We start from the raw sequence: 24,447 nt of genomic DNA, 5'->3' as shown, positions 1-24,447 counted from the left end.
TTATAAATTTTTAAGACGTGGATTCTTGCCCAGTACCTGATTGGGATCTACCGGGACTTCAATCAGCAAAGAACGGGAAAGTCCGCGATCTACTTTGCCAAGAATGTCATCGAGATTACCGAGGTCGGGTGCCAACCGCACGGCATCCCAGCTGTTGGCCTTGGCGATACCGCAGTAATCGACGGCTTCGAGCCGCGAATGGTACCAGGCCGTGCCTACATCCGGCAAAACCTTCCTCAAACCCTGCTCTACAATGCCGAATGTCTCATTATTAAGCAGGAAAACCACCAATCCGAGATTACTTACCTCCCCCAAAGAGCCCGAAAATAGCCGGAAGCAGCCATCACCGGTAAACAAAAACACCTGGCGGCCGGGCTCGGCCAGTTTGGCGCCGATGGCCACGCCGAAAGCCCCGCCCATGGCCGATCCGCGGTAAAGCGAGTAAAAGCGGATGTTGTTGTTGGGCCGCTGAGTTATGTATTGGCGGTCTTTATAAGCCAGGCAAGTATCGTCGATGCCGATGGAATGCGCCGGCCACCACCGGTCGAGACGCTGGTAGAGCGCCGCCATATCCGCATAACGGGCACTGGCATTGTCAAAGGGGAGATCGTTCAAATACGAAGGCGCCTTTTCCATCGGTATATTGTCAAACGGGCGCTCTGCGGCAGCGTCGACCAATGCTTGCAACGACACATCCAGCGGGGCATTCATGAGGTAATAACCGCCTTCCACGACGTGCCGCAAGCTATTATCTACCAGTCCGTAAGCCTCGGGAATGTTACTGAAATGAAAAGTAGCGGATGCCGAAATCTTCTTGAAATTGACCGTGTACTCGTCAGGACATGCGCCTACGACCAGTAATATATCATTCTCTCCCAGCGAATTATACAACGACATCGCCCGGTCGTTGCCTCCGAAGGAAATATACCCATAGCCATAAGGATTGTGGCGGCTCACCGCATTCGCCCCGTTAATGCTCCATATCGTGCCGGCTTGAAGCGCTTCACTGAGCCGGGTAGTCAGGTCATGCGCTCCGGGGTAACGCGCCATTTCTTCGCCGACGAATAGCACTACGCGTTTTCCGTCGGTCTCCGTCCGGAATGCGGCCAGGAAATCGTCCGTCGAATGGTCTTCCCGCATGGGGATTTCGGGCAAGGACGCCGTAAAATTCGATCCGATCGGTGAAATGCTGAGTCCTTCATTATCCAGCACCAGTACCACGGGTTTCGAGCGGTCGAGCTGCCCTTTTGCTCGCGCAAGTTGGTCATGCAATGCGATGGGGTTATCCAGTACAAAAACGGAATCGGGCAGCTCCGCGCGCAGTTGCGCTACGATGTTGCTGCCGTAAACTGTGGTGTCTTGCAGCGGCGAAAAGCCCGCCGTGCTGCCATTCGAGACCGGTACTATATATACGGCCGGAATATCGTGCAGCTTGGCGTCGCTTAACCCGCAGCATATGAGCTTGGTAGCCGCGCCGGTGGTGGCCACGGAAGCAGCAACCCTTCCGCTGCCGAGGTAGTAACCCAAGGGAATAAACCCCGCCGTATATTCTCCGATGGTCAGGAATGAGGGTGTTTCGATTGTGTCCTCGCCGAGCGGGTCCAGGTATTTGAGCAAATGGATCACCCCTCCCCCGTTGACGCCCGCGTACAAGCGGATGCCCCAGTTATGCAATGTGTGAATGATGGTCTGGTAACTGTCCAGACCGGATTGCTCTTCCAATACGTTGATAAAGGACGCGGATTCGCTCGCTTCGATGTGCATGACGATGTGTTCGTTGAGTAAAAATGTTGAAACAAGTAAATGCCCGGCCGGGATTGATGTAGGCAAAAGTAGAAATAGTTTGAATATCAAATTGTCAAATTATCTGCTATATTGTATTAGAAATTATTCTACAAAATTGTGCATTGAAGAATTGCTACAACCCGTTAACTAGGATGTTCTTGTCCCGGCTCCGGGCATTGGGTAATATTGCACTCCCCCTCCTCGCAAAATTCTTGCTGGCACCCAATTAACGTAACTATCTATGGAACAGCCCCATTTGTTGTTCATCGACGACGAAGTTCAATACAGCGAACTGACGAAAGAGTACCTGGAAATGAAGGGATGCAGGGTAATGCTCAAACACGACGGACAGGCCGGGCTCGACGCATTCAAATCTCAGAAATTCGATCTCTGCGTGCTGGATATCAAAATGCCCAAAAAGGACGGCTTCACGCTCGCGGAGGAAATCAAGCAACTCGACGAAACCATTCCTATCATTTTTCTAACCGGACAATCACTGAAAGAGGACAAAATCAGGGGGCTAATGCTCGGCGCCGACGATTACCTGACCAAGCCGTTCAGCATGGAAGAGCTTTACCTCCGGATCAGGGCGATCCTTAAACGGGTGAAAGTGCAGGAAAAAGCGCGGGTAGTCGCGCAGTACGAATGGGGGCATTCGCGGTTCGATCCTGATCTGCGGCAACTCGTCGTTTCCGGGGAGACGATCAAACTGACTTCGATCGAAGCGAAACTCCTGAAATTATTCTGCGAACACCAGAACAAGGTCCTCACGCGCGACGCCGCGATGATCGGCATTTGGGGCGACGAGGAACATTACCGGGGTTACAGCCTCAATGTGTATGTGAGCAAATTACGAAAGTTCCTGAAAGCGGAACCGGCCGTAGAAATCCTGAACCTGCATGGAGAAGGTTACAAACTCATTTTCAAACCGGGCGCCGCTTAACCATGGACCTCTCCCTGCTCCACAACCTGATGGGCGGCGACCAACGACTCGTCGACCGGTTCGTAGCCATTTTCAATACGCAGGTACCTGCCCAGGTAGCCGCGCTCCCGGAACTATGCGAGGCGCAGGATTGGGAAGGCCTTTCGACGGCACTACACAGCCTGAAAACACAATTCAACTACGTAGGAATGCATACGTTGGCAGAACAGATACGAAGCCTGGAAGAGCAGGTCGACGCGGGACTTACCGACGGCATTTCCTTGCCGGTCAACCATTTCGTTCGGGATTTCCGGCTATCCTGACAGCCGGAATTTTCACCTCTTCCTGAAACGTCCCGGCCCGGCTGGCCTGCAACAGCTTCCGGATCTTGTATTTTAATTTTTTCGCTTCGATAGGCTTCGTAACGTAATCGTCCATACCGGCGTCCGCGCATTTTTGCGCTTCGGACGGGTTAGCATTGGAAGTGAATGCGAGGATGGGGACACGCCGGCCGTTCTCCCGTGCGCGTATTGCACGCGTGGCGGCGTACCCATCCATAACGGGCATTTTCACGTCCATCAGCACAATATCAAATGGATGATCAACCAGTTTTTGCAATGCGATTTCGCCATTGTCGGCAATGGTAACACGGACGTCGCGGATCATTTTCTTCAAAGTTTCCTCCGCCACTACCTGGTTGAACAGGTTATCCTCGACCAGCAGCACCGACAGCCCGACAAGCGGCGTATCGTCGACTGTTTCGTCATGTTCCGCGGAAGGATTGCAGATTTCAAACGTGAGGTCGAAACTGAAAGTGGTCCCCTGCCCCGGACGGCTTTGTACCTGCATTTGTCCACCTTGCTCCTCTACCAGCTTTTTGGCAATAAAAAGCCCCAAACCGGTACCAGTTTGTTTGCTGTTCGAATCGTCGTCTATCCGGGCGAAGGTTTCGAAAATGTATTCCAGCTTGTCCTGGGCAATGCCGATACCGGTGTCGGTCACGCTGAAATGCAGTTGCTCATGCACCCCATCGCGCGAGGCGACGCCCACGCGGATGGATACCGTGCCGTTTTCCGTAAACTTCACGGCATTACCTGCCAGATTTAACAGGACCTGGTGGAGCCTGATCGGATCGCCGATCAGCTGCGGGCTTACGTCCGGCTCCACCAGGATTTCCAGTTTCAATCCTTTCTCTTCCGCAATCACCCGTAAAATGTAGCCCAGCCGCTCCATCCGGTCGCGGACCTGAAAGGGTTTGTTGACAAAAGAAAACTTCCCTGCCTCGATTTTGGAGTAGTCTAAAATGTCGTTGATAATCGCCAGCAGGTTTTCCGACGAATAGCGGATGCCTTTCGCATATTCCAGTTGCTTTTCATTGAGGGGCGTATCAAAAATCAGTTCGGACATGCCGATAATGGCCGTCATGGGCGTCCTGATTTCATGGCTCATATTGGCGAAAAACTGCTCCTTAAACCGGGATTTTTGTTCTACCAGCTGCTTCTGCCGCTCGATCTCCTCTTTTTGTATCTGGATTTCCGCCGTTCTGACGGACACTTTCTGTTCGAGCTTTTCGTACAAAATCGCGTTCTCGATCGCCACTGCGATCTGCCCCGAGAGGAGCTTGATCAACTGCGTACGCTCCTGGGTAAATACCGCCGTTGCCAGGTTGTTTTCCAGGTACAATGCCCCTACCACTTTGCCCTGGTTTAATGCGGGAATGCACAATGCTGAGCGAACTCCCCGGACAGCTACCACCGGATCGTTTTTGAATTCGCTCTGTTGTGCGTCCGGCAGTACAATCTCGGTTTTATGCAAAAAAACATGCTCCACAATGCCCGGGGGAACGGATACCGATTCGGATAGCGGGATTTTCCGGATATCGGTCCGCTCACTCACTACCGACCGCCCAGCCTCGATCATCAGCTCTCCGCCCCAGTCGAGAATGAAGTACCCCGATTGCGCACCGGCGTTTTCAATCGCGAATTGGATCAGTTTTTCCATGAGCTGGTCAAAAATCACTTCGCTGGAAATAGCCACGGAAGTTTTCAGCAATGTCGAAAGGTCGAGCGTCGAGGCAATGCTCTCGCCTGCGTGAAACGGGGTTATCGATTCAGCTGTTGAATGGGCTATTTCGGGAAAAGCCGCGAGTAGCTGGCGTTCTTTCAATGCACAACCCCACTCGCGGTAGCCGTCCATGGCGGCGCGCAGGTAAAAATTTCCGGCTTTCGCCTGGCCCTTTTCCAGCCAATATCTACCACACAGCTCGTTCGCGAGCGCGGCCTCGTGCGCATGACAGTTCTCCTGCGCGACCACAATGGCCTGATCGAAACGCGCAATGGCCTGGTCGGCCTTACCTTGAACGGCCAGGATTTCAGCATCGAGCAGGTAATAGCGGTGGGCAAAATTGACGGGTACCATTTCGGCGAGCTTTTTGAGTTTTTTCAGCTGCGCCCCGGCTCCGCGGATATGCGCTGCACTCCGGTCGTCGGAACGGTACAAGGCCACATTGACCAAACCCAGAAAGAAAATATAAAGTGGTTCGAAAAGAGATGCTTTGACGGCATCGAAGTAGGCCGAGGCGTGCGTGGCATATTGCATCGCCCGGGAAGCGTCCCTGCCAAGGTAGGCGACGATCATTTTAAAAACGAAAACCGCAAATATCCGCGACCGGTCTTTTTGGGCAAGAATGCCGGAAAAGTCTGTTTTTTCATCGAAATAGGGTCCCGAGAGCGTGGCAGGATCGTCAGGATTACCGAGAAGATTGACCAGCATCTGGATAAAAGGCTCATTATGATGGGTGGTCTGCTCCCGCGAAAGCGCACGGGGCGGCTCGTTGAACCGCATGATCTCGTGTTTGACCCAATGCAGGTTTTTACCCGATAACATCAGATGAAACGAATAGCTGTTCGAGGCGTACATGCAATATTCCAGATCGCCCATTTCGACGCCCGTCTGGTAGGATTTCCGCAGCGCTTCGAGCGACTCGTTGATATGCTGCCCCCACGGACGGTTCACGATGTTGTACAAGAGCAACGTTCGCGCCCGCGCCGTCCCGTCGGTCTGCTCGGCCAGTTTCAATGCCATATTCCCGAAGCGGTAGCAAGCCGGGGCATTATTTTCAACCGCATGGACGATCGCTCCGTAAGTGGCGAATGTGATCGCCGACTCGGCCGCTACGCCGTACCTGAGCGAAAGTTCCACCATTTTGATCACCATCAACGGGTACAGCGTCGGGATTTTCACATACACCGTGGCGGTAATGTTCTGCAAGATCCGCATGGCCGTAAGCGCAGGCACGTCCGTCATGCCCGGCAATTCCGCCAGCGACTCGATCGTCCGCCCGCGCAGCCACCATTTCGATTTCAGGTAGGCCGTAATGATATGTATGTTGCCGGGACGGCCGGGGAAGCGGATGCCCAGCTCGCGCAGAACGGCCAGGGAAATCCTTATGGCCTGCTCCTCCTGCTGGTTTAATATCAGGCAGCGGATCTGAACGTCGTAGATTTCCGCTTTGTCTTCCAGGCGCTTTGCGTGAGCGAGCATTTCGCCGGCAATCGCCAGGCAAACCTCCGGGTCGCCGGCCAGGTAAGCACTTTCCGCGCATTGAACGCCGAGCGAAAACGCAAGCGGATAGTAGTGCTGCCAGTCTTCCGCAACCAGCATTTCCCTGCCTTTTTTGAAATAGGCAAATGCTACCGAATAGGCTGCCGACGCCTCGGCCTTTTCTCCGGCTTCGCAATTGAGACGGGCTATCCTGCGGCGCTCGGAGGCCGTTGTATAGTCCCGTCCGTAATTCAGGTGATTGACGATCTCGAAAAGATGCTTATCGCGCTCTTCGGTCGATAACCTTTCGAGCAGGAAATAGCCCGTATTCAGGTGGTTATCGATCTGCTCTTCGGTTGAAAGCAGGTCGTAAGCAGCGCTTTGAACCTGATCGTGTACGAAAATGTACCGTTTTTGAATCAGGTAATGCTCCCCTGGCTGTCGGTCGGATACGACACGCAGCAGGTTTTCGGTTACGGCCTCCTGAATATCGTCGCCCGTTTCCTGCGGGGTTTTGTCGAGAAGGGCGGAAAGCACGATCAGATCGAACTCGGTGCCGATGCACGAGGCGGTGGTCAATGCTTTTCTTGCCGGTGTGGAGAGGTTTGTGATTTTGGTGGCGAGCAAATGCTGGGAAGAAACCGATTTCGCCTCGCCGTCAAGACTTTGAACGTCCCATACCCACTTCCCGTTTGCACCATCATACACAATAAGACCCTGATGGTAAAACCTTTGCAAGGTTTCAGAAACAAAATAAGGATTACCCAACGTCCCCGCCAGCACGATTTCGGCAAGCGGCAATGCGGCACTGACCGGACAGGAAACAGTATCCGCGACCAGCTCCGAAATAGCTTCTTTTTGTAAAGGGAAAAGTGCGATCTGCGTCAACCGCGATTGGCTTGCGTCGAGCTCGCTGATGGCCGTACGGAGCGGGTGCGTGGCGGACACTTCATTATCCCGGTAAGTTCCGATTATGAGCAGGTTATTACCGGTTACCGAATGGGTAACGCGGCTCAGGAAACGCAGGCTGGAAAGATCGGCCCAATGCAGGTCGTCGAGGAATATGACCAGCGGGTGTTCCGGTTTGGTGAAAACATCAATAAAATGGGTAAATACATTCACAAAGCGGTTCTGCGCTTCCAGCGGTGAAAGACGCCCGACGGCCGGCTGGCGGCCGATCAGTTTCTCTAACTCGGGGATCACGTCGATGATGATTTGTCCGAAGGGCCCTACCGCGTCCAGAATGGCGTTTTTCCAGTAAGCCACATTGCCCTGCGATATTTTGCAAACCAGCTCTTTGAAAGATTTGATCACCCCTTCGAACGGAATATTCTGTACATACTGGTCGAATTTTCCGGAAACAAACAACGCCCCCGTGGTTTCAAGTTGCTGCTGCACCGCGGCTACCAGCGACGATTTCCCGATCCCCGATTGCCCCGAGACGAGTACCAGCTCGTTGCCCTCGTGTATGCGTGCATAGGCGCCCAGCACCAGCGCGAGCTCCTGCGTACGCCCGTACAGGCGATCGGCTATCCGGAAAATGCCGGGGACATCGGATTGGCCGGCTATGAAATCTTCCGGCATTGCGTCTTTACAAACCGCCAGATCCGCCAAAATGCCGCGGGTGGTCTGGTAACGGTCTTCGGGCTTCTTCGCCAGCAGTTTCATAACGATGTTCCGAAGTGCCAGGGGCGCATCGGAAGGCCACACGGGCATGCGTGCGATGTGCGCGTGTACGAGCTCGTTGGAATCGGTACTATCGAAAGGCAATTTGCCCGTAAACAGGCGGTATAACAGCACGCCCAAATGGTAATATTCGGTGCGATAACCGACCGGCACGTCGATTAGCCCGCTTTGCTCGGGAGCCATATAATGCAGGTCGATCGCGGCATGCCGGCCGGCAGCATTGGTTCCGGCAGCGGCAGGTTGTGCGCAGGCCATGTCCGCGATCCGGAGCCGGTGCGTCGCCGGATCGGTCAGCAGGTGCGCCGGACGGAAATCACAATGCCTGATGCCATGGTAATGCAGTTCTTCCACGATCCGGACGAGCTCTTCGGCAATGGTAATGCCGGTGGGGACGTCTATTGGGTTGGTATCCAGATATTGTTGCAAAAAAATACCGTCAAAATGGTCCAGCTCGGTGATGTGGTAACTTTCCGTCCGGACGGAGCGCCGGGCATTCAGGATGCGGTCGAACTGAAACGCATTCAGCCAGGCAAATGCTTCGGGCGATTGGCCGTCAGATGGGTCGTTTCCAACTGTAACCGGAACCGCTTTCAGCATCACCTTTTCGGAAGTGCTTTCGCGTACCGCTGAAAAGAACGACCGGTTCGGCTCTTTATAAAGTTCCTGCGTGACCCGGTAATCGGGTATTTGTATAGCGTTGAGGCCCATCGCGTCTTAATAGATTCAGTTTCAAAGCAATGCAAAGGTAACTTTCGGGCAATACCGGCCAATTACGGCAGGCGGATTTTTATATTTTTTTATACTTTTTAAGGAGTACTTACCATTTGGCACCTGTCGCGCACTATACCTTTGTCAGCACCAAAATGAACATCAAAACACATCGGATCAATGAGAAAGATAGCAATCATGGGCGCGGGCCAGTCGGGGCTACACCTTGGTATCAGGTTGGTCAGAAGCGGTTACGACGTGACCATCATTTCGGAGCGTTCGGCGGAGGAAATATTCAACGGCCCGCCTACTGGCGCTACCTACCTTTTCAATGATTCGCTGCAACTGGAAAAGGAACTGGGCCTCGATCTCTGGGCCGATACCGCTTTCCATTCGACCGGCTTCCAGATCAACTTCGGCACACCGGCGGGCGACTTTGCATTTGGTATCCAATCCCGCACCAGCAAGCCCGGCACGTCCATCGATCAGCGTTTGAAATTCTATCAATGGATTAAACTGTTTGAAAAGCTGGGCGGCCAGTTCATCGTGAGTGATACCACGCCTTCCGACCTGCTGGCATGCACCGCGCAGTTCGACCTCGTAGTCGTTTCGTCCGGCAAGGGCCCGTTGGCCAGGCTGTTTACAAGGGACGACGAGCGCTCGACACATACAGCTCCGGCCCGCAAGCTTGTGCAGATCCATATCAACGATTTTGAACACACACACAGAACGCGCTTCAATTCCATCACACTCGATGCGGTGATGGGTGCCGGGGAGATCATTACGGCCCCGTTTTATCAGAAAGACGACATTCAATGCGCTTTCCTGCTCGTAGAAAGCATTCCGGGCGGCCCGATGGACGTATTCGACGAGGCCGATTCGGCGGCCGGTATTCTCGACAAGGCGAAGGAAATGATCCGCACCCTCCTGCCCTGGCGGTACGCGGCATTTGAAAATGCGGCGCTAGTGGGCAACAATGCATTCCTGAAAGGCGCATTCGCCCCCGTCGTGAGAAAGCCCGTAGTGCAGCTGAATTCGACGGCGGCCGTGCTGGGCCTGGGCGACACCGTCATTCTCAACGACCCGATCGTGGGCCAGGGCGGCAACAATGCTTCCAAAATGGCGAATGTGTATGCCCAGGCGATCATCAACCGCGGCGATGCGCCGTTCGATTTGGAATGGATGAACAGGACTTTCGAAGAATTCTGGCAGTATTCGAAGTATGTCAACCGTTTTTGTGACATTTTCCTCGCACCGCCCGCGCCCCATGTGGTCGACGTATTGCAAGCAGCCGCACGCTACCCCGAAGTCGCTTCCGATTTTGTGAATGGCTTCAACCACGCCCCTTCCCTGTTCCCCTGGCTCGACAATGCCGATGCCGCCCGCGAGTACCTCACACGCAAAACCCTGATACCTGCCTCGGCAGCTTTATGAGTAATTCCATTCTTTGCATTCTATATCCATATCCATTTAAATACCATGAAAACTACGTTCAAAACAGTTCTGGGCAATTTCACACTATTTGCCTGCATCGCACTCATATCTGCTTGCAATTCAGAAGACAAGGACCCAAATCCGTCGCAGGAAATCAATTTCACCGAGATCAAAGGCAGCGGCGATATCAATACGCAAATCGCGGCATTCAGGACGTTGCTGGGCGATCCGCTGAACACGACCGTCAATAGTACCGGTCGCCGGGAGATCAACTGGGACGCCGTACCGGATAACCAGACAAACACCGACACCTTCCCGGGCGATTTCTTCAACAGTACCGACCCTGCATTGCCTGCGGGCAGGAAGCGCGGCGTCGTATTTTCCACTCCGGGCAACGGCCTGCGGGTAAGCGACAAGGATTTCAGCGATGTGGTTTCGGGCAACAGCGAGCAATTCAAGGCATTCAGCCCGGCCCGTACGTTTGCCGCCATCGGTAGCAACAAGATGGATTTGACTTTCAAAATCCCGGGCACGGCTAATGCCGCATTCGTGAGAGGGTTCGGGGCTATATTTTCGGATGTCGACCGCGCCAATATCAGCAGCATCGAGTTTTTCGAGGGTGATAAAAGCCTGGGTAAATTCAGCGTCCCTGCGCGGAGCGATGCCAACGGCTTCTCTTTCCTGGGCGTCGTTTTCCCCGGCAACAAAGTAACGAGGGTTACCGTCACGACCGGTTCGGCGGGCATTACCAACGGGTACAAATACAATGCGAACGACGACCTGGTGGTCATGGACGATTTCTTTTACAGCGAGCCGGCGGCAAACCAGTAGCGATTGCTGAAATAGGGGACAAGGAATTCCATCAACAAACTGAAAACCCCGCTGGCCGGTACACCGACCGGCGGGGTTTTTCGCTTTTGTGCAGTGTGTATTTTACCGGACAGGGCATGGTTGGCATCGTTTTTGCAATATTCTCTTCAAACAGTTAAACGAAATGTTTTTCACCGTTAAACCTTTCACGAATTGACAATGAGTTTGGAACCCTCAGAATCAAGAAAAATGCCCCGCACACTTCCCAAATCGAACACCGGCATCCGCGGTCTCGACGAGATTACTGCAGGTGGATTACCTTCCGGCCGGCCCACATTGATTTGCGGCGAGGCCGGGTCCGGTAAAACGCTGTTCTCGATGGAATTCCTCGTGCACGGCGCTACCCAATATGACGAACCCGGTGTGTTTGTAGCTTTTGAAGAAAAAGCCGAAGAACTGGCGATCAATGTAGCGTCCCTCGGCTTCGACCTGAACCAGTTGCAGCGCGACGGCCTGATCCGGATCGACCACGTGCATATCGAACGCAGCGAGATCGAGGAGACGGGCGAATACAATCTGGACGGCCTTTTTATCCGCCTCGCCTATGCGATCGACAGCATCGGCGCCAAGCGCGTTGTATTGGATACGATCGAAAGCCTTTTCGCCGGGCTGACGAACCAGGCAGTATTGAGGGCCGAGCTCCGCAGACTGTTCGAATGGCTCAAAGAAAAGCAGGTAACGACCATTATCACCGGCGAAAAAGGCGAAGCTTCGCTCACGCGCCAGGGATTGGAAGAATATGTATCGGATTGCGTGATCTTGCTCGATCATCGGGTGGAAAACAAGATATCCACGCGTATCCTGCGGATCGTGAAGTACCGCGGCTCGGTGCACGGCACCAACGAATATCCTTTCCTGATCGATGAAGACGGTATTTCCGTACTTCCCGTCACATCGCTCCAGCTGAACCACGCCGTCTCGTCCGAAAGATTGTCCTCGGGTATCCCGGCGCTCGACAAGATGCTTGCCGGAGAGGGATTCTATAAAGCCAGCAGCATACTGGTTTCCGGTACGGCCGGAACAGGAAAAACCTCCATTGCGGGGAGTTTTATAGACAAATCGTGTAAGGATGGCGTGCGCGCCATTTATTTCGCATTCGAAGAATCGCCCTATCAGATCATACGGAATATGCGATCGATCAATATCGATCTGCAAGCGCATATAGATAATGGTTTACTGATGTTCAGCGCATCCAGGCCCACGTTCAATGGACTGGAAATGCATTTGCTGAAGATTATGAAGCTCATCGAACAGTTCAGGCCCAATGTGATCGTACTCGATCCGATCAGCAATCTCATTACCGTCGGCTCGAACAGCGAGGTAAAGAACCTGCTGACACGCCTGATCGATTTCCTGCAAAGCCAGCAGATCACCGTCATGTTCACCGCGCTCGCGCTCAACGATAACAAGACCGAACAAACCGATGAAGGCGTATCGTCGCTCGTGGATGTGTGGATACTTGTCCGCGACATCGAGTCGAACGGCGAGCGCAACCGCGGGTTGTACGTCATGAAATCGCGCGGAATGAAGCATTCCAACCAGGTAAGGGAGTTTGTCATTACCGACGAAGGCCTCAAACTGGTGGAGGTATTCCTCGGCCCCGAAGGCGTACTCACAGGCTCCGCGCGGGAGACGCAGCAGCTCCTGGAAAAAACTTCCGAAGCCATCCGCGACCATGCCTTATCGAGAAAAGACCGCGAGATCGAACGAAAAAGGCTGGTGCTCGAATCCAAGATCGCGACATTGAAAGAAGAATTCGAGTCGTTGCAGGAAGAGCTGAACAAAAGCTATGTCGAGGACGACCTCAAAAAAAGCATTATGGAAAACAACCGCCAGGAACTCACACGCAAGCGTGACGACCTGCTTTAAGAGTCAGTTATGGAAGAAGTAAAAGAAGAAGTAAAGGAAGAAGTATGGGAACTCAGGCTGTACGTCGCCGGAAAGACCGCCCGGTCGGTGGCTGCGCTTGCTAATCTCAAAAAGTATTGCGAGGAGCACCTGAAAGATAAATATGTGATAGAAGTGATCGACTTGCTGGTGCAACCGCAACTGGCCGAAGGCGACCAGATCCTGGCCATCCCCACGCTGGTCAAAAAGGTACCGGAGCCCATTCGCAAGATCATCGGAGACCTCTCCAATGAGGAAAAAGTATTGGTGGGACTCAATATTCGCGCGGCAAAATAAATCACATGATTCAGGGAACACACCAGACACAGGATTGGGACGATGGCGACGAAATGGATGACCACTTCGAGCTAAGACTGTATATCGCCGGTGCTTCCTCCAATTCGATCCGCGCCATCGAGAATCTCCGGGAGATTTGTGAAAAATATATCAAAGAAAGGTACACGCTCCGGGTGATCGACGTCCACCAGGAAAAGTCGCTTGCCTCACAGCAACAGCTTGTCGCATTGCCGCTTTTGGTCAAGTTGAGACCTTCTCCCGAGCGGCGGCTGATCGGCGATATGTCCGACACGCAAAAGGTTTTGAAAGGTTTGGGTATTTCCGGCGAATGATATGGGCGATCTGAAAACTTACGAGCAACTGCTCCGGGAAAACGCCGAGTTGAGCATTCGGTTGGAGGAAGCTAACGACACGATCGAGGCGATACGTACCGGCCAGATCGACGCGCTGGTGGTAAACGACGCCAAAGCCGGGCATCAGCTCTACACGCTCAAAACAGCCGACCACTCCTACCGCGTATTTATCGAGAAAATGAACGAAGGGGCCGTGACGCTCAACGAAAGCGGTATTATCCTGTATGCCAATTCGAGGTTTGCGTCGATCCTTGGCGCGACGCTGTCCGCCATTGTCGGGAAAGATTTCGAATCATTTGTTTCCAGCGACTGCCGCCCGATGTTCAGGGATGTGTTTGCTACTGCCTGGGCCAAGGATATCCAGATAGAAGTAAAGATTTGCCGTAATAGCGGAACTGTGCCCTGCCAACTTTCCCTGACGGCCCTTCAACTCGACGAGGGGCCTTCGCTGAGTATTATCATCACCGATCTCACTTTTCAGAAGAACATCCAGCGTTTACTCAAAGAAAACAACCAGCGGCTGACGATCGCTAATGGGGAGCTGGAAGCAAGCAACCACGATTTGCAGCAGTTCGCCTCCATCGCCTCCCATGACCTTCAGGAGCCGCTGCGAAAGATCCTGATCTTCGCAAATATGCTCAGGGACAGGCATATGCAGGACCTTCCCGCCGAAAGCCGGAAATACCTCGACAAAATCATTTCCTCCTCGCAAAGGATGCGTTCGATGGCATCGGATATCCTGAGCTACTCCGGGCTGTCGACGAACGCCCATCCCCATGACGAAGTAAGCCTGGAAGCCGTGGTCGCCGAAATTCTGGATGACTATGAATTGCTTTTACAAGAGCGGAATGTCAAGGTGATCGTAGAAAAACTGCCCGTAGTGGAAGGAAACCGAGGGCAACTCAAACAGGTGTTCCAGAATCTGATCAGCAACTCCATTAAATTTTCCAGGCAGGACAAAGCCCCTGTGATCCGAATATTCTGTAAACCGGCCGATTCGAAGCCCGGAGATACAGGCGAATTGGCATTTTGCCACATTGTCGTGGCCGATAACGGGATAGGTTTCGAGAAAGAATACCAGGAAAGGATCTTCTCACTTTTCGAACGGCTCAATAATAAGGACAAATACGAAGGTTCGGGGATCGGGCTGTCGATCACGAAGAAAATCATCGAAAGGCATCACGGAAGAATCTCCGCCGAAAGTACGCCCGGTGAAGGAGCGCGATTTACGATCAGCCTTCCGGTGAAACAACCGCAGGCCGTTGCCTGATTCGGGCAGGGATGAAAAAATATCGGAAAATCATCCTATAACGCCGTTTAGTCATTGAATTCAACATTACGCTAATTTTAAGCCCATTTTTACCCGATTCACAGGGATTAAAAACCTGATAATCAGCTTTGAATTACTGATAATCTTTCCTATCATTGATGGAAAATGCGAAAAACTGACTGACTGATTAGCACCCCTGATTATGAAACAAATTGTCCTTGATGTGGCTGCCAGGGATCAGGAAATCGAACACGAAGAGCTCGGCGCGATCCTGACTGGTTTGGTCGATGACGACTCACAGGAACAGACGTTCGTCGCGGCGCTTGTAGTCGTTACCGTGCTGGCCGGCTTGCTGCTGATCGGGCTCGGCGTATATCTGAGTATTTTTTGGGGTATTTAAAGTCCTGCGCTTGAACCGTTTAATCATTTAACACTATATCTGCCAGTTTATGATCAATTCGCTTCTGTTGAAACCTTTTGGATTGCAAGTATCCCGGATTAAAAAAGAAGAAAAATTCACCGACGATGAAACATTCCTGGCCTTGTACGAGCAATGCAGGCCCTACACGATGACTTCGGTCGAACGGATGTACGCATTGTTCAATGCTGTGAAATATGTGGTGAAAAATAATATCCCGGGGGACTTTGTCGAATGCGGCGTCTGGCGCGGGGGAAGCTCCATGATGATCGCCCTCACCCTGCTGCACCTGCGCAGTACGGACAAGCAACTGTTTCTGTACGACACGTTTGAGGGGATGTCGGAACCTACCGAGCATGACAAGACCTTCCGCGGCGAGGATGCCGATAAATTACTGGAAAAGAGTGTCGATAACAAAGAAACATCCGTCTGGTGCCTGGCGGATATCAATGACGTGAAGCAGAACATGGGTATCACGAAGTATCCCGCAGCCAGTATCCATTATGTAAAAGGAAAGGTCGAAGATACCATTCCGTCCACATTGCCATCCGGCGGCATTGCATTGCTGCGCCTCGATACCGACTGGTACGAATCCACCGCGCACGAGTTGAAGTATTTGTACCCGCTCCTGTCAGTTTCGGGCGTGCTGATCATCGACGACTACGGACATTGGGACGGCTGTAAAAAAGCAGTGGATGAATATTTCTCAGATAAACCCCTTTTGCTCAACAGAATCGACTACACGGGAAGAATTGCAGTGAAATCACAGGCGGTTTAAACCACTACCATAACAAATCCAGTCAGTACGAAGCGTGGGAGACAATTACAGTCCCGCGAACACTGACTGGATTTTTGTTTCCATGGAGTCGGCGCTGAAATTCGCGACGATAGTCTTACGCGCCTCCACGCCCAGCCTGCGTCTGAGCTCCCGGTTCTGAATTAACTTTTCAAGCGCGGCGGCCAGTCCGTCGTTATCTCTTTCCTTTACCAGCAACCCATTCACCCCGTCCTGAATCGCTTGCGGAATCCCCGCATGGTAGGTTGATACCACAGGCTTTTCCATGCTCATGGCTTCGAGAATGGAGTTGGGCAACCCTTCCATATCCCCCTTGTCGTCGGTCCGGCTGTTGAGCACGTAAATATCGGCGTCTTTCATGTGTTCGTTGACGACCCCGTGTGGTTTGGACCCGAGCAGCGCTATTTTGTCGCCCAGGTTGAGCCGGTCGGCGAGGTCTTTACACAATGGCATTTCCGGGCCGTCGCCGATAATCCGCAATTCCAGGTTATGATGATTTTCACAAAGCCTTGCGAACGCTTTGATCAGGTCGGGAACGCCCTTTTTCGCCACCAGGCGACCTACGTGCTGAATAACGACCTTTTCGCGCTCCGGCGTTTCCGCGGGGAGAAACTTCTGCTCGTCGGTGCCGTACGGGATCAAATGCACTTTATCACTGAACCTGCGAAGGTTTAGCGTATCTATGAAATGCGGGCTTACGATAATGACCGCTTTGGCATATTCGATCACCTCCTGAATGCTATCCGCATATTCCTTGTGGTCCAGCATCGCCGGCGCGGCGTCGATTCCGTGGAAACTGACGACCATCTGTATACCTAGCTTTTTGGCCACCGGCAGCAGTTCAATGCCGGACGGCCCGAAATGAGCGTGGATTACATCTATTTTGCCGCTTCGCAACAGCTCCGACACACGCGAGCGGTTTTGGAAGCTCAGTTTGTGGCTTTTTCCCGTCAAGACGCGCAGCGCCTTCGTGATCAGCTTATCGGGTAAGCCCCGGTACGGAGCCAGGAGCTCTTTTTTAACATCAATTGGAAATTTATCCTCATTCTCATAGCGATAGGTCAGCGCCGTTACAGCGTGATACCTGGACAAACCCACTACCTGACGATGGACAAATGTTTCACTAAGCGGAAAAAATGATTGATTGAATACCAGAATGTTCATATTCTAAAAAACTTCGGCCATATGCCGGTTGAATAGTGTGTAAATCCAATATGCCGAAGAAGCATTTATACAAGTTACTAGTAATGAGCAGGTAAGTTAAAAACTTCCAATCGATGTTGCCTTGCCGTTCGCTCACCCCGGAATACCGGTTGTTGTAAAACGGTCAAATATACAATGGCCGATCTGCAATTCGCTCAAAAAGAGTTATAAATTGCAGCTTCGGGAGCTACCGCCGGGTAATTCAGACGGTTAGCAAACGGTACATGTACTACAAACACTATACTTATTTTAGCATGACAGAAAGAGAACCAGGAGTCGAACGCTTGTATCCATCGATATTCGGAAGAATGGCAACCCGTTATTATTATCTCCGCCAACTTCGCCAGGCTATTGAGGATGTTATCAGAGATTTTGTAGCGCGCGATTCAAGAAACTTAACTTTGGCCGACTACGGATGCGGAAACCGGCCCTACGAGTCATTAGTTGCACCCTACGTTCACAAGTACATCGGCATTGACCTTCCCGGGAACAAGGTGGCCGACATTTTAATCTCTCCCGAGGGTAGAATCGAGCTCCCTGACGAAGCGCTCGATGTAGTGCTGTCGACCCAGGCGCTGGAACACGTCGTCAACCCGACGGAATACCTGAAAGAAGCGCTGCGCGTGCTCAAAACCGACGGACAGCTCATCCTCAGCACACATGGCTACTGGATGTTCCACCCCGACCCGACCGATTTCTGGCGCTGGACCTCCACTGGTCTGAAGAAAGTTGTGACCGACGCCGGATTTGAAGTAGTCCACTTCCGGGGGATCATCGGCCGGTCGGCCATGGGCCTCCAACTCTTCCAGGATGGCTTCACTTTCGCCCTGCCTCCTTTTTTACGGCCTGTTCTGGCAATCATTTTTCAACCCCTCATCTACCTGTTTGACCAAATACCCTCGCAGGGCGGCAAAGATAAAGATGCCTGTACTTACATTCTTGTAGCGAAAAAGAACGCTCCGAAAGCTTAGTGGTGTATTTTCCGGCCCGGAGCGGGCATGTAGTAAAACTTACAGAAAATGCGCGTTGACCAGGAAATCAAGAGAGGTACTTTTTTTGTTTTTATTTCCAAATACAGCAACATACTGATCGGGCTGGTAATCAATTCGATACTGGCCCGGTTCCTGTCCCCGAAAGAATACGGCATCGTCGGTATTGTTACCGTATTCATTACTTTTTTCAGCATTCTGGGCGATATCGGCGTAGGAACGGCGATCGTCCAGAACCGGGAGCTTACGCGCAAGGACATTTCCGACATTTTCAAGATCACCATCTTATTGAGCGTCTGCCTCGGGCTGGCCTTCTACCTGTTGTCTTACGGCATCGCCTGGTTCTATGAAAGCGACGTTTACATCCGGATCGGTCAGCTGCTGGCCATCAGCGTGTTTTTCAGCTCTTTATCCGGCGTTCCGAGGAGTCTTTTAATGCGTGAAAAATCGTTCAAATTACTGGGCGGGATAGAAATCATCGCGAGCGTTACCACGGGAATCCTGGTGGTGTTCCTCGCCATGAAAGGTTACAGCTACTATTCGATTATCTGGCGGTCGATCCTATCCAGCGTGATGGTCTGTGTAATGTGCTTCTATTTTTCCAAACTGCGGCTGATCGAAGGTTTCGGCTTTGGCGGTTTCAGGAAAATCGCGCGGTATTCGGGTTTTCAGTTTGCATTCAATTTCATCAACTACTTCTCCCGCAATCTCGACAACATCCTGATCGGCAAATTCATGGGCAACCAGAACCTGGGCATTTACAGCCAGTCGTACCAGCTCATGATGTACCCGGTCGCGAACCTCACGCACGTGATCACGCCCGTGCTCCACCCCGTGCTCGCACGGTACGTGGATCAGCCCAAAACCATTTTTGAAGAATATCTGAAAGTGGTGAATATCCTGGCCATGCTCGGCATCCCGATTTCGGTCTTCGTGTTCTTTTCATCGAAGGAAATCGTCTACTTCGTGTTAGGGTCTAAATGGATGGAAGTGGCGCCGGTGCTGCAAATATTCGGCGCGTCGATCTGGTTGCAAATGGTCAATTCAAGTGGCGGCGCTATTTTCCAGTCGATGGGCCGCACCGACAAGCTATTTAAAATGGGGATTCTGAGCACCTTCACCACCATCTCCGCGACGCTGCTCGGCATTCTCTATTTCAAATCACTGAACATGACCGCCCTCTGCATTTCCGTCGCGATAGCCTCGAATTTCATCATCGTGTACTACGTGCTGATCAACAAGATCCTGGGTGCGAGCTTCATGCGTTTCCTGAAAGTGATTGCAAAGCACATGAAACTGGCCGCGGTGCTGGTGGTACTCATGTATTTAACACAGGCTTTCGGCAACTTCGGGCAGGATAGTGTGGGACTGATCTACCTGTTCGTGATCAAATCTGCCATTCTGGGCATAACCTTCCTGGCATTCCATTACGAAATGGTGATGGGATTGGTCAAAAAAGTTTTGGCAAACGTATCGGTGAGGCTCAGGTAGTCCTGAGCGCTTGCTCTGCTCCCGCTACTTTCCGCACGCCTTTGTCTTTCAGCATCTGGCTGATCTGGCTTGCCATGTAAATCGATGCCTCGATTTCCGCTTTTCGGATAGCGACGCTTTCGATATTGAAGCCGAAAGGAATGGAACGCTCCATACAGAACGCGGTGAGCTCGGAAGCAATATCGAGGCATATATTGACCGATCGTTCCAGAATATTCTCCGACTGCCTGAGGTCCTCCTTCACTTCCTCCGGCACGTTGATGCCCAGCCAGTCCATAAACTGCAAAGTCTTTTCAGAGCCGCAGGCCGTGATCGTGAAAATAATGGTCGGTGGCGCTATCTGCTGGCTGCCGCAACGCAGCGCGAGGTCTTCGATCACCTGCTTCGCATATTCGAGGTTGAAAACGCACTGTGAAATGAAGTACGAGACCCCGCATTCCATTTTGTCGAGAATCCGCACGTCCTCGTCTTGCAGGATCTTATGCCGCTCGGGGATCGTCACGGCACCGATCACGGACGTTTCTTCGTTTTTCCGCCAGATTTTGTACGCTTCGGGAAGGCTCGTCCTGACCGGAAAATCGGGTGCGGGCACGCCTACGAAAACAGGGTAGAAACTTTGTTTGTGCAACGCTTCGAGCCATTCGGAAAGCTCTTCCGCGGAAAACTTGCCGGCGGGACGGTAAATGATCTTGGGAACGTCGAGTGAGCCCAGGTATCCGGACGCGAAATGCAGCGGATCAAGTGAGTTCATGAATGGAAAAGGCCGCTCTTCTTTCGTCCGGGCCGATTCATCCTGCACATCATATACTACCAGTGCATCGATATCCAGGGCAGCCAACCGCTCGATGGTCTTCTCGGCAATCTCCGCAACGCGTTCAGCGGTGGTGTCGGCTTTGGGCGGCGTAATGCCGTAAAGCACCACTCCTGATTCTTGGGATTTGATCTTGTTTAGAAACATGACATTATTGAATGGGCATCCTGCCGCTTCTCATAAAAGTTACCTGCATCGTGGACATCCTGTTCTCCTGCCGCCCGCGTCCATTCTCCAAACTAAACATCATTTTCCGGATTTATTACTACTAAATCAGCCAACTGCGCATTTTTTTTATTATTCAGCCGCTGCAAAGCAAGTGTTCGCAGCGGCTGATCCTTTACAAATGCAACGGGCATCATTTACGCTCCGTCAACAGCCAGGGCGCAATGCCTCCGTACGAATAGTCCGGCTTCTGATGGGCCTGCCCGGCAAGGCGAAAATGTCATTCTACATTCCGGATTAAAAGGCTGGTACTCATTCGCCGATGCGACGTTTATGACATTTCCGGCATTTTTTGTAACCGATCGACACTCGCAGCCAAGGTGCATTTTAATCTTAATTTAAGCCCATTTTAACGGCATTTAAATGTGCACAGGCCTCTTTTGGACTATATTTTTTAAAAATATTAATATACCCCCTCACCTAACATCAAATCGGACTACGCTTGCGGAACGGCAAAAAGCGATGGCTTTGCTATGCCCCGGAAATTACTAAAACCTGAAATTATTACTAAACCTGTTTGAAAATCATGACCCAAATCCGCTCGCCCGTCGCATCTGCACGGACACCCCTCCACTTACTTTTTTAAAACAAAACGCTTGATAAACACTAACTAATTTCTACATGAAAAGTTATGTACAACCGCCCGTCAACCGGTCGGGAGGGATTATGCGCATAATCCTGCTAAATCTTTTGCTCCTGATTTCGCTCTGCGCGAACGCCGGCGCTCCCGCCGACAGGAAAATTACCGGTAAGGTAACGGACCCTAAGGATTCTTCTCCGCTACCGGGTGTGAACGTGCTCATCAAGGGCACGGGCGTCGGTACCTCCACAGATGCCGATGGTAATTACCAGATCAACGTCCCCAATGAATCCAGCGTACTGGTATTCAGCTTTGTAGGATTTACGAGCCAGGAAATCACTGTTGGCAACCAGTCGGTAATCGATGTGAAGCTCGGTTCGGACGCGAAAGCGCTGAACGAGGTGGTCGTAATCGGTTACGGTACTGTCCGCAAATCGGACCTTACCGGCGCTGTGGCCACGATTAAAGGCGAACAGCTGATGGACAAGCCGGTACCCAACGTTTCCCAGGCGCTGCAAGGCAAAATTGCGGGTGTCGAGGTGAGCGTGAACAGCAATGCGCCCGGTGCGGCGGCTAAGGTACGCGTCCGCGGGATCGGCTCCATCAACTCCAATATCGACCCGCTCTACGTCGTGGACGGCGTGATCGGTGTGGATGGTAACTCGATCAACCCGAACGACATTGCCTCGCTCGAAGTACTGAAAGACGCCTCATCGACAGCCATTTACGGGGCCAGGGGTGCGAACGGTGTGATCATGATCACCACCAAACGCGGCCGTGCGGGCAAGATGAAGGTTTCTTACGACGGTAATGTCAACGTGAGCGACTTGTACCGCCACGTGAAAACACTGAATTCGGACGAGTTTGTAAAGGTGTATAATGAAGCTTATGCGAACGGTACGAAATTTGACCCGACCGGCGGCACCTGGGCACCTCCCGCCGCGCTGAACCACACCAATTTCCCCCGGCTGTTCGATGCGAACGATAAGCCATTGTACAATACAAATTGGGAAAAAGAGACCTACAAACCTGCCATTTCGACTAACCATTCCCTCAATTTCCAGGGCGGAAACGATAAAACGCTGTTCAGTCTCTCGCTGGGCTACCTGAACCAGAACGGTTTGATGGTAACTTCTGCATTCAAACGCTACAACCTGCGGTTCACGGTGGATACCGACGTCAATAAATGGCTGAGAGTCGGTGGAAGCCTCTCGCTGATCGACAGCCGCCAGCGCCTGGTTTCCGACAATAATGGCGGGTTAAATGTGCCCCGCATGGTGTCGGAAGAGGTGCCTATCCTGCCGGTGAAATATCCGGACGGCACATGGGCCGGTAATAACGACATTGCAGGACTGGAAGGCGGACCGAACCCGGTGAACATTGCCCACAACCGGTACACGATCAATAACACGCTTCAATCGCTCGGTAATACCTATCTGTTGTTCCACATCGCGAAAGACCTGGATTTCAAAACCGACCTCGGATTTAACCTGCAATCGCAGAAAAACAACTTTTTCTCTTCCCAAAATCTGGCCCACCTGTCGGCCGACCAGGGCGGCGTTGCAAACATCCGCGGCTTTTTGAATACCTACTGGCAGTCGGAAAACTACCTGACCTGGAACAAGACGATCAACCAGCGCCACCGGTTCACCGCATTGCTCGGGGCATCGTGGCAGCAGTACAACCAGGAGACCGATTTCGTTGAAAGCCAGAACTTTATCGATGACATTTTCCAATGGCACACGCTCGGCTCCGGCTCCGTAAGAAGCTCCTCTACATCAGCTGATTACAAATGGGCCATGAACTCTTACTTTGCCCGCGCGACCTATAACCTCGACGAAAAGTACCTCTTCACCGCGACGGGTCGTTACGATGGTTCTTCGAAATTCGGAGCGAACAACAAATATGCGTTTTTCCCGTCGGTAGGTGCCGCATGGCGCGTGTCGGAAGAAGGCTTCCTGAAAGGCAACAAAACGATCACCAATCTGAAAGTACGCGCGAGCTACGGGCTCTCGGGTAACCAGGAAATCGGTCAGTACCAATCCATTGCGCAAATTCAGCCAGGTACTACCAACGCTACCAGCACAGTTCTCAACGGTGCATTGCAGTCGACTTTGCTACCAAGCTATCTGGGTAACCCTAATTTGAAATGGGAAAGATCATTGCAGTTCGATGCGGGTGTTGAACTGGGTCTCGGCGAAAAAATCGACCTGACGGTGGATTACTATAACCGTGTTACCAAGGACCTCTTGCTCCAAGCGCCTATCCCATGGTCGGCCGGCCAGGTGAATGCAAACGTGTACGAAAACGTAGGTTCGGTCAGAAACTCCGGATTTGAAGTGAGCCTGAATACGACGAATATTGAAACGAAGAACTTTTCCTGGTCGACCAACTTCATTTTCGCTGCCAACGTCAACAAGATCCTGAAACTGAACCGTGGTAATGCCGACATTTTCCCCGGCCCCAACTTCCTCGGCCAGACCAATATCCTGCGCGTAGGCCAGCCGATCGGTTCGTTGTACGGTATGACCAGGCTCGGAACTTACAGCACCGACGAAGCAGCCCTCGCGGCAGAGCACAACCTGAAACCGGGCGACAGAAAGTACGTCTACAATGCCGACGGAAGCAACTATTACAGCATTATCGGCCGAACCACGCCGAAATGGACGGGTAGCATCAACAGCACCATGAAATACAAAGGCTGGGACTTCTCGTTCAATATCCGCTTTGTGGAAGGCCTCAATACCGCGGCGACTTTCAAGCACTCGACGGAGGACAGGCAAACCATCGCGAACAGCCTCGCTACCGTGCTGAACGGATGGACACCTGATAATCAGAATACGATGATTTCCCAGGTGCGTAACTACAAATTCGCGCAGGATTCGCATTTCGATACCTGGTGGGTTGAAAACGGCTCGTTTATCCGCGGCCAGAACTTCATGCTCGGCTACTCGTTCAACGATCCTGTTCTTGAAAAGCTGAGAATCGACCGTCTGCGCCTGTATGCAAGTGTTCAAAACCTGTTTGTGATCACGAAATACAGTGGGTACGACCCCGAGGTGGATACTTTCAACACCGGCTACGGGGCCAACACGTCGTTCTCGCAAAACCTGGATTTCTTCGCCAATCCCCGTCCAAGGGTTTGGAACGTGGGCTTGACACTTACTTTTTAAACCGCA

Annotated in this window: 18 protein-coding genes; 14 read left to right on the top strand and 4 right to left on the bottom strand. The window is 52.2% G+C overall.

The features are described from left to right. A complete protein-coding gene (locus BMW93_RS06190; protein ID WP_218147667.1) occupies nt 1-1,830 on the bottom strand; it encodes a thiamine pyrophosphate-dependent enzyme in 1,830 nt (609 codons plus the stop codon). A gap of 196 nt (nt 1,831-2,026) precedes the next feature. Here BMW93_RS06190 and BMW93_RS06185 point away from each other — a divergent pair, with 196 nt between their 5' ends. Further along, entirely contained in the window at nt 2,027-2,728 is a 702-nt protein-coding gene (locus BMW93_RS06185; RefSeq protein WP_090374320.1) for a response regulator transcription factor, read from the top strand. Between the two features lie 2 nt (nt 2,729-2,730). Beyond that, nucleotides 2,731-3,030 (top strand): Hpt domain-containing protein, encoded by a 300-nt coding sequence (locus BMW93_RS06180; RefSeq protein ID WP_090374319.1) that lies wholly within the window; start codon nt 2,731-2,733, stop codon nt 3,028-3,030. Here the strand turns inward: BMW93_RS06180 and BMW93_RS06175 are convergent. Continuing rightward, a complete protein-coding gene (locus tag BMW93_RS06175; protein ID WP_090374318.1) occupies nt 2,996-8,644 on the bottom strand; it encodes an AAA family ATPase in 5,649 nt (1,882 codons plus the stop codon). The two genes, BMW93_RS06180 and BMW93_RS06175, sit on opposite strands and share 35 nt — an antisense overlap. A 180-nt stretch (nt 8,645-8,824) precedes the next feature. On the opposite strand from BMW93_RS06175, the gene BMW93_RS06170 reads away from it, so the two are divergent. From BMW93_RS06170 to BMW93_RS06135, 8 genes are all read left to right on the top strand, one after another. Next, nucleotides 8,825-10,078 carry a styrene monooxygenase/indole monooxygenase family protein gene (locus BMW93_RS06170; RefSeq protein ID WP_143061607.1) on the top strand — a complete coding sequence of 418 codons (1,254 nt, stop codon included), beginning with the start codon at nt 8,825-8,827 and terminating at the stop codon, nt 10,076-10,078. Nucleotides 10,079-10,123: 45 nt separating this feature from the next. Then, nucleotides 10,124-10,909, top strand: a complete 786-nt coding sequence (locus BMW93_RS06165) for a hypothetical protein (protein ID WP_090374316.1) — start codon at nt 10,124-10,126, stop codon at nt 10,907-10,909. Nucleotides 10,910-11,137: 228 nt separating this feature from the next. Further along, on the top strand, nt 11,138-12,817 hold the full coding sequence (gene kaiC, locus BMW93_RS06160) for a circadian clock protein KaiC (RefSeq protein ID WP_229240225.1): 1,680 nt from the start codon (nt 11,138-11,140) through the stop codon (nt 12,815-12,817). 9 nt (nt 12,818-12,826) lie between these two features. Then, nucleotides 12,827-13,132: a circadian clock KaiB family protein gene (locus tag BMW93_RS06155; RefSeq protein ID WP_090374314.1), complete on the top strand. Its 306-nt coding sequence runs from the start codon at nt 12,827-12,829 to the stop codon at nt 13,130-13,132. A 5-nt stretch (nt 13,133-13,137) separates the two neighbouring features. After that, entirely contained in the window at nt 13,138-13,464 is a 327-nt protein-coding gene (locus BMW93_RS06150) for a circadian clock KaiB family protein (protein WP_090374313.1), read from the top strand. A gap of 1 nt (nt 13,465) precedes the next feature. Then, a complete protein-coding gene (locus BMW93_RS06145; RefSeq protein ID WP_090374312.1) occupies nt 13,466-14,755 on the top strand; it encodes an ATP-binding protein in 1,290 nt (429 codons plus the stop codon). Nucleotides 14,756-14,957: 202 nt separating this feature from the next. Beyond that, nucleotides 14,958-15,155, top strand: a complete 198-nt coding sequence (locus BMW93_RS06140) for a hypothetical protein (RefSeq protein WP_090374311.1) — start codon at nt 14,958-14,960, stop codon at nt 15,153-15,155. Nucleotides 15,156-15,204: 49 nt separating this feature from the next. Beyond that, nucleotides 15,205-15,951 (top strand): TylF/MycF/NovP-related O-methyltransferase, encoded by a 747-nt coding sequence (locus tag BMW93_RS06135; protein WP_090374310.1) that lies wholly within the window; start codon nt 15,205-15,207, stop codon nt 15,949-15,951. A 45-nt stretch (nt 15,952-15,996) separates the two neighbouring features. On the opposite strand, the gene BMW93_RS06130 is transcribed toward BMW93_RS06135, so the two are convergent. After that, nucleotides 15,997-17,133 (bottom strand): glycosyltransferase, encoded by a 1,137-nt coding sequence (locus BMW93_RS06130; RefSeq protein WP_090374309.1) that lies wholly within the window; start codon nt 17,131-17,133, stop codon nt 15,997-15,999. A gap of 293 nt (nt 17,134-17,426) precedes the next feature. On the opposite strand from BMW93_RS06130, the gene BMW93_RS06125 reads away from it, so the two are divergent. After that, nucleotides 17,427-18,143, top strand: a complete 717-nt coding sequence (locus BMW93_RS06125) for a class I SAM-dependent methyltransferase (protein WP_177194023.1) — start codon at nt 17,427-17,429, stop codon at nt 18,141-18,143. Nucleotides 18,144-18,191: 48 nt separating this feature from the next. Next, nucleotides 18,192-19,652 (top strand): lipopolysaccharide biosynthesis protein, encoded by a 1,461-nt coding sequence (locus tag BMW93_RS06120; RefSeq protein ID WP_090374307.1) that lies wholly within the window; start codon nt 18,192-18,194, stop codon nt 19,650-19,652. Here BMW93_RS06120 and BMW93_RS06115 read toward each other — a convergent pair. Then, on the bottom strand, nt 19,645-20,610 hold the full coding sequence (locus BMW93_RS06115; RefSeq protein ID WP_090374306.1) for a methylenetetrahydrofolate reductase: 966 nt from the start codon (nt 20,608-20,610) through the stop codon (nt 19,645-19,647). The two genes, BMW93_RS06120 and BMW93_RS06115, sit on opposite strands and share 8 nt — an antisense overlap. Here BMW93_RS06115 and BMW93_RS35110 point away from each other — a divergent pair. Then, nucleotides 20,609-20,929: a hypothetical protein gene (locus BMW93_RS35110; protein ID WP_143061606.1), complete on the top strand. Its 321-nt coding sequence runs from the start codon at nt 20,609-20,611 to the stop codon at nt 20,927-20,929. The genes BMW93_RS06115 and BMW93_RS35110 overlap by 2 nt on opposite strands. A gap of 380 nt (nt 20,930-21,309) precedes the next feature. After that, the gene (locus BMW93_RS06110) at nt 21,310-24,441 is read left to right on the top strand and encodes a TonB-dependent receptor (RefSeq protein WP_090374305.1); all 3,132 of its coding nucleotides are present in this window, start codon (nt 21,310-21,312) and stop codon (nt 24,439-24,441) included. Nucleotides 24,442-24,447: the final 6 nt, after the last annotated feature.

This window comes from Dyadobacter sp. SG02, assembly GCF_900109045.1.
Taxonomy (GTDB): domain Bacteria; phylum Bacteroidota; class Bacteroidia; order Cytophagales; family Spirosomataceae; genus Dyadobacter.
Note: the sequence above shows the minus strand (reverse complement) of the source record. Positions and strands in the feature narration are given on the sequence as shown.

Coding starts and splice junctions, on each gene's coding strand:
- BMW93_RS06185 (WP_090374320.1), top strand. CDS start 2,027: ATGGAACAGCCCCATTTGTTGTTCATCGACGACGAAGTTCAATACAGC.
- BMW93_RS06180 (WP_090374319.1), top strand. CDS start 2,731: ATGGACCTCTCCCTGCTCCACAACCTGATGGGCGGCGACCAACGACTC.
- BMW93_RS06175 (WP_090374318.1), bottom strand. CDS start 8,644: ATGGGCCTCAACGCTATACAAATACCCGATTACCGGGTCACGCAGGAA.
- BMW93_RS06170 (WP_143061607.1), top strand. CDS start 8,825: ATGAGAAAGATAGCAATCATGGGCGCGGGCCAGTCGGGGCTACACCTT.
- BMW93_RS06165 (WP_090374316.1), top strand. CDS start 10,124: ATGAAAACTACGTTCAAAACAGTTCTGGGCAATTTCACACTATTTGCC.
- kaiC (WP_229240225.1), top strand. CDS start 11,138: ATGCCCCGCACACTTCCCAAATCGAACACCGGCATCCGCGGTCTCGAC.
- BMW93_RS06155 (WP_090374314.1), top strand. CDS start 12,827: ATGGAAGAAGTAAAAGAAGAAGTAAAGGAAGAAGTATGGGAACTCAGG.
- BMW93_RS06150 (WP_090374313.1), top strand. CDS start 13,138: ATGATTCAGGGAACACACCAGACACAGGATTGGGACGATGGCGACGAA.
- BMW93_RS06145 (WP_090374312.1), top strand. CDS start 13,466: ATGGGCGATCTGAAAACTTACGAGCAACTGCTCCGGGAAAACGCCGAG.
- BMW93_RS06140 (WP_090374311.1), top strand. CDS start 14,958: ATGAAACAAATTGTCCTTGATGTGGCTGCCAGGGATCAGGAAATCGAA.
- BMW93_RS06135 (WP_090374310.1), top strand. CDS start 15,205: ATGATCAATTCGCTTCTGTTGAAACCTTTTGGATTGCAAGTATCCCGG.
- BMW93_RS06130 (WP_090374309.1), bottom strand. CDS start 17,133: ATGAACATTCTGGTATTCAATCAATCATTTTTTCCGCTTAGTGAAACA.
- BMW93_RS06125 (WP_177194023.1), top strand. CDS start 17,427: ATGACAGAAAGAGAACCAGGAGTCGAACGCTTGTATCCATCGATATTC.
- BMW93_RS06120 (WP_090374307.1), top strand. CDS start 18,192: ATGCGCGTTGACCAGGAAATCAAGAGAGGTACTTTTTTTGTTTTTATT.
- BMW93_RS35110 (WP_143061606.1), top strand. CDS start 20,609: ATGACATTATTGAATGGGCATCCTGCCGCTTCTCATAAAAGTTACCTG.
- BMW93_RS06115 (WP_090374306.1), bottom strand. CDS start 20,610: ATGTTTCTAAACAAGATCAAATCCCAAGAATCAGGAGTGGTGCTTTAC.
- BMW93_RS06110 (WP_090374305.1), top strand. CDS start 21,310: ATGAAAAGTTATGTACAACCGCCCGTCAACCGGTCGGGAGGGATTATG.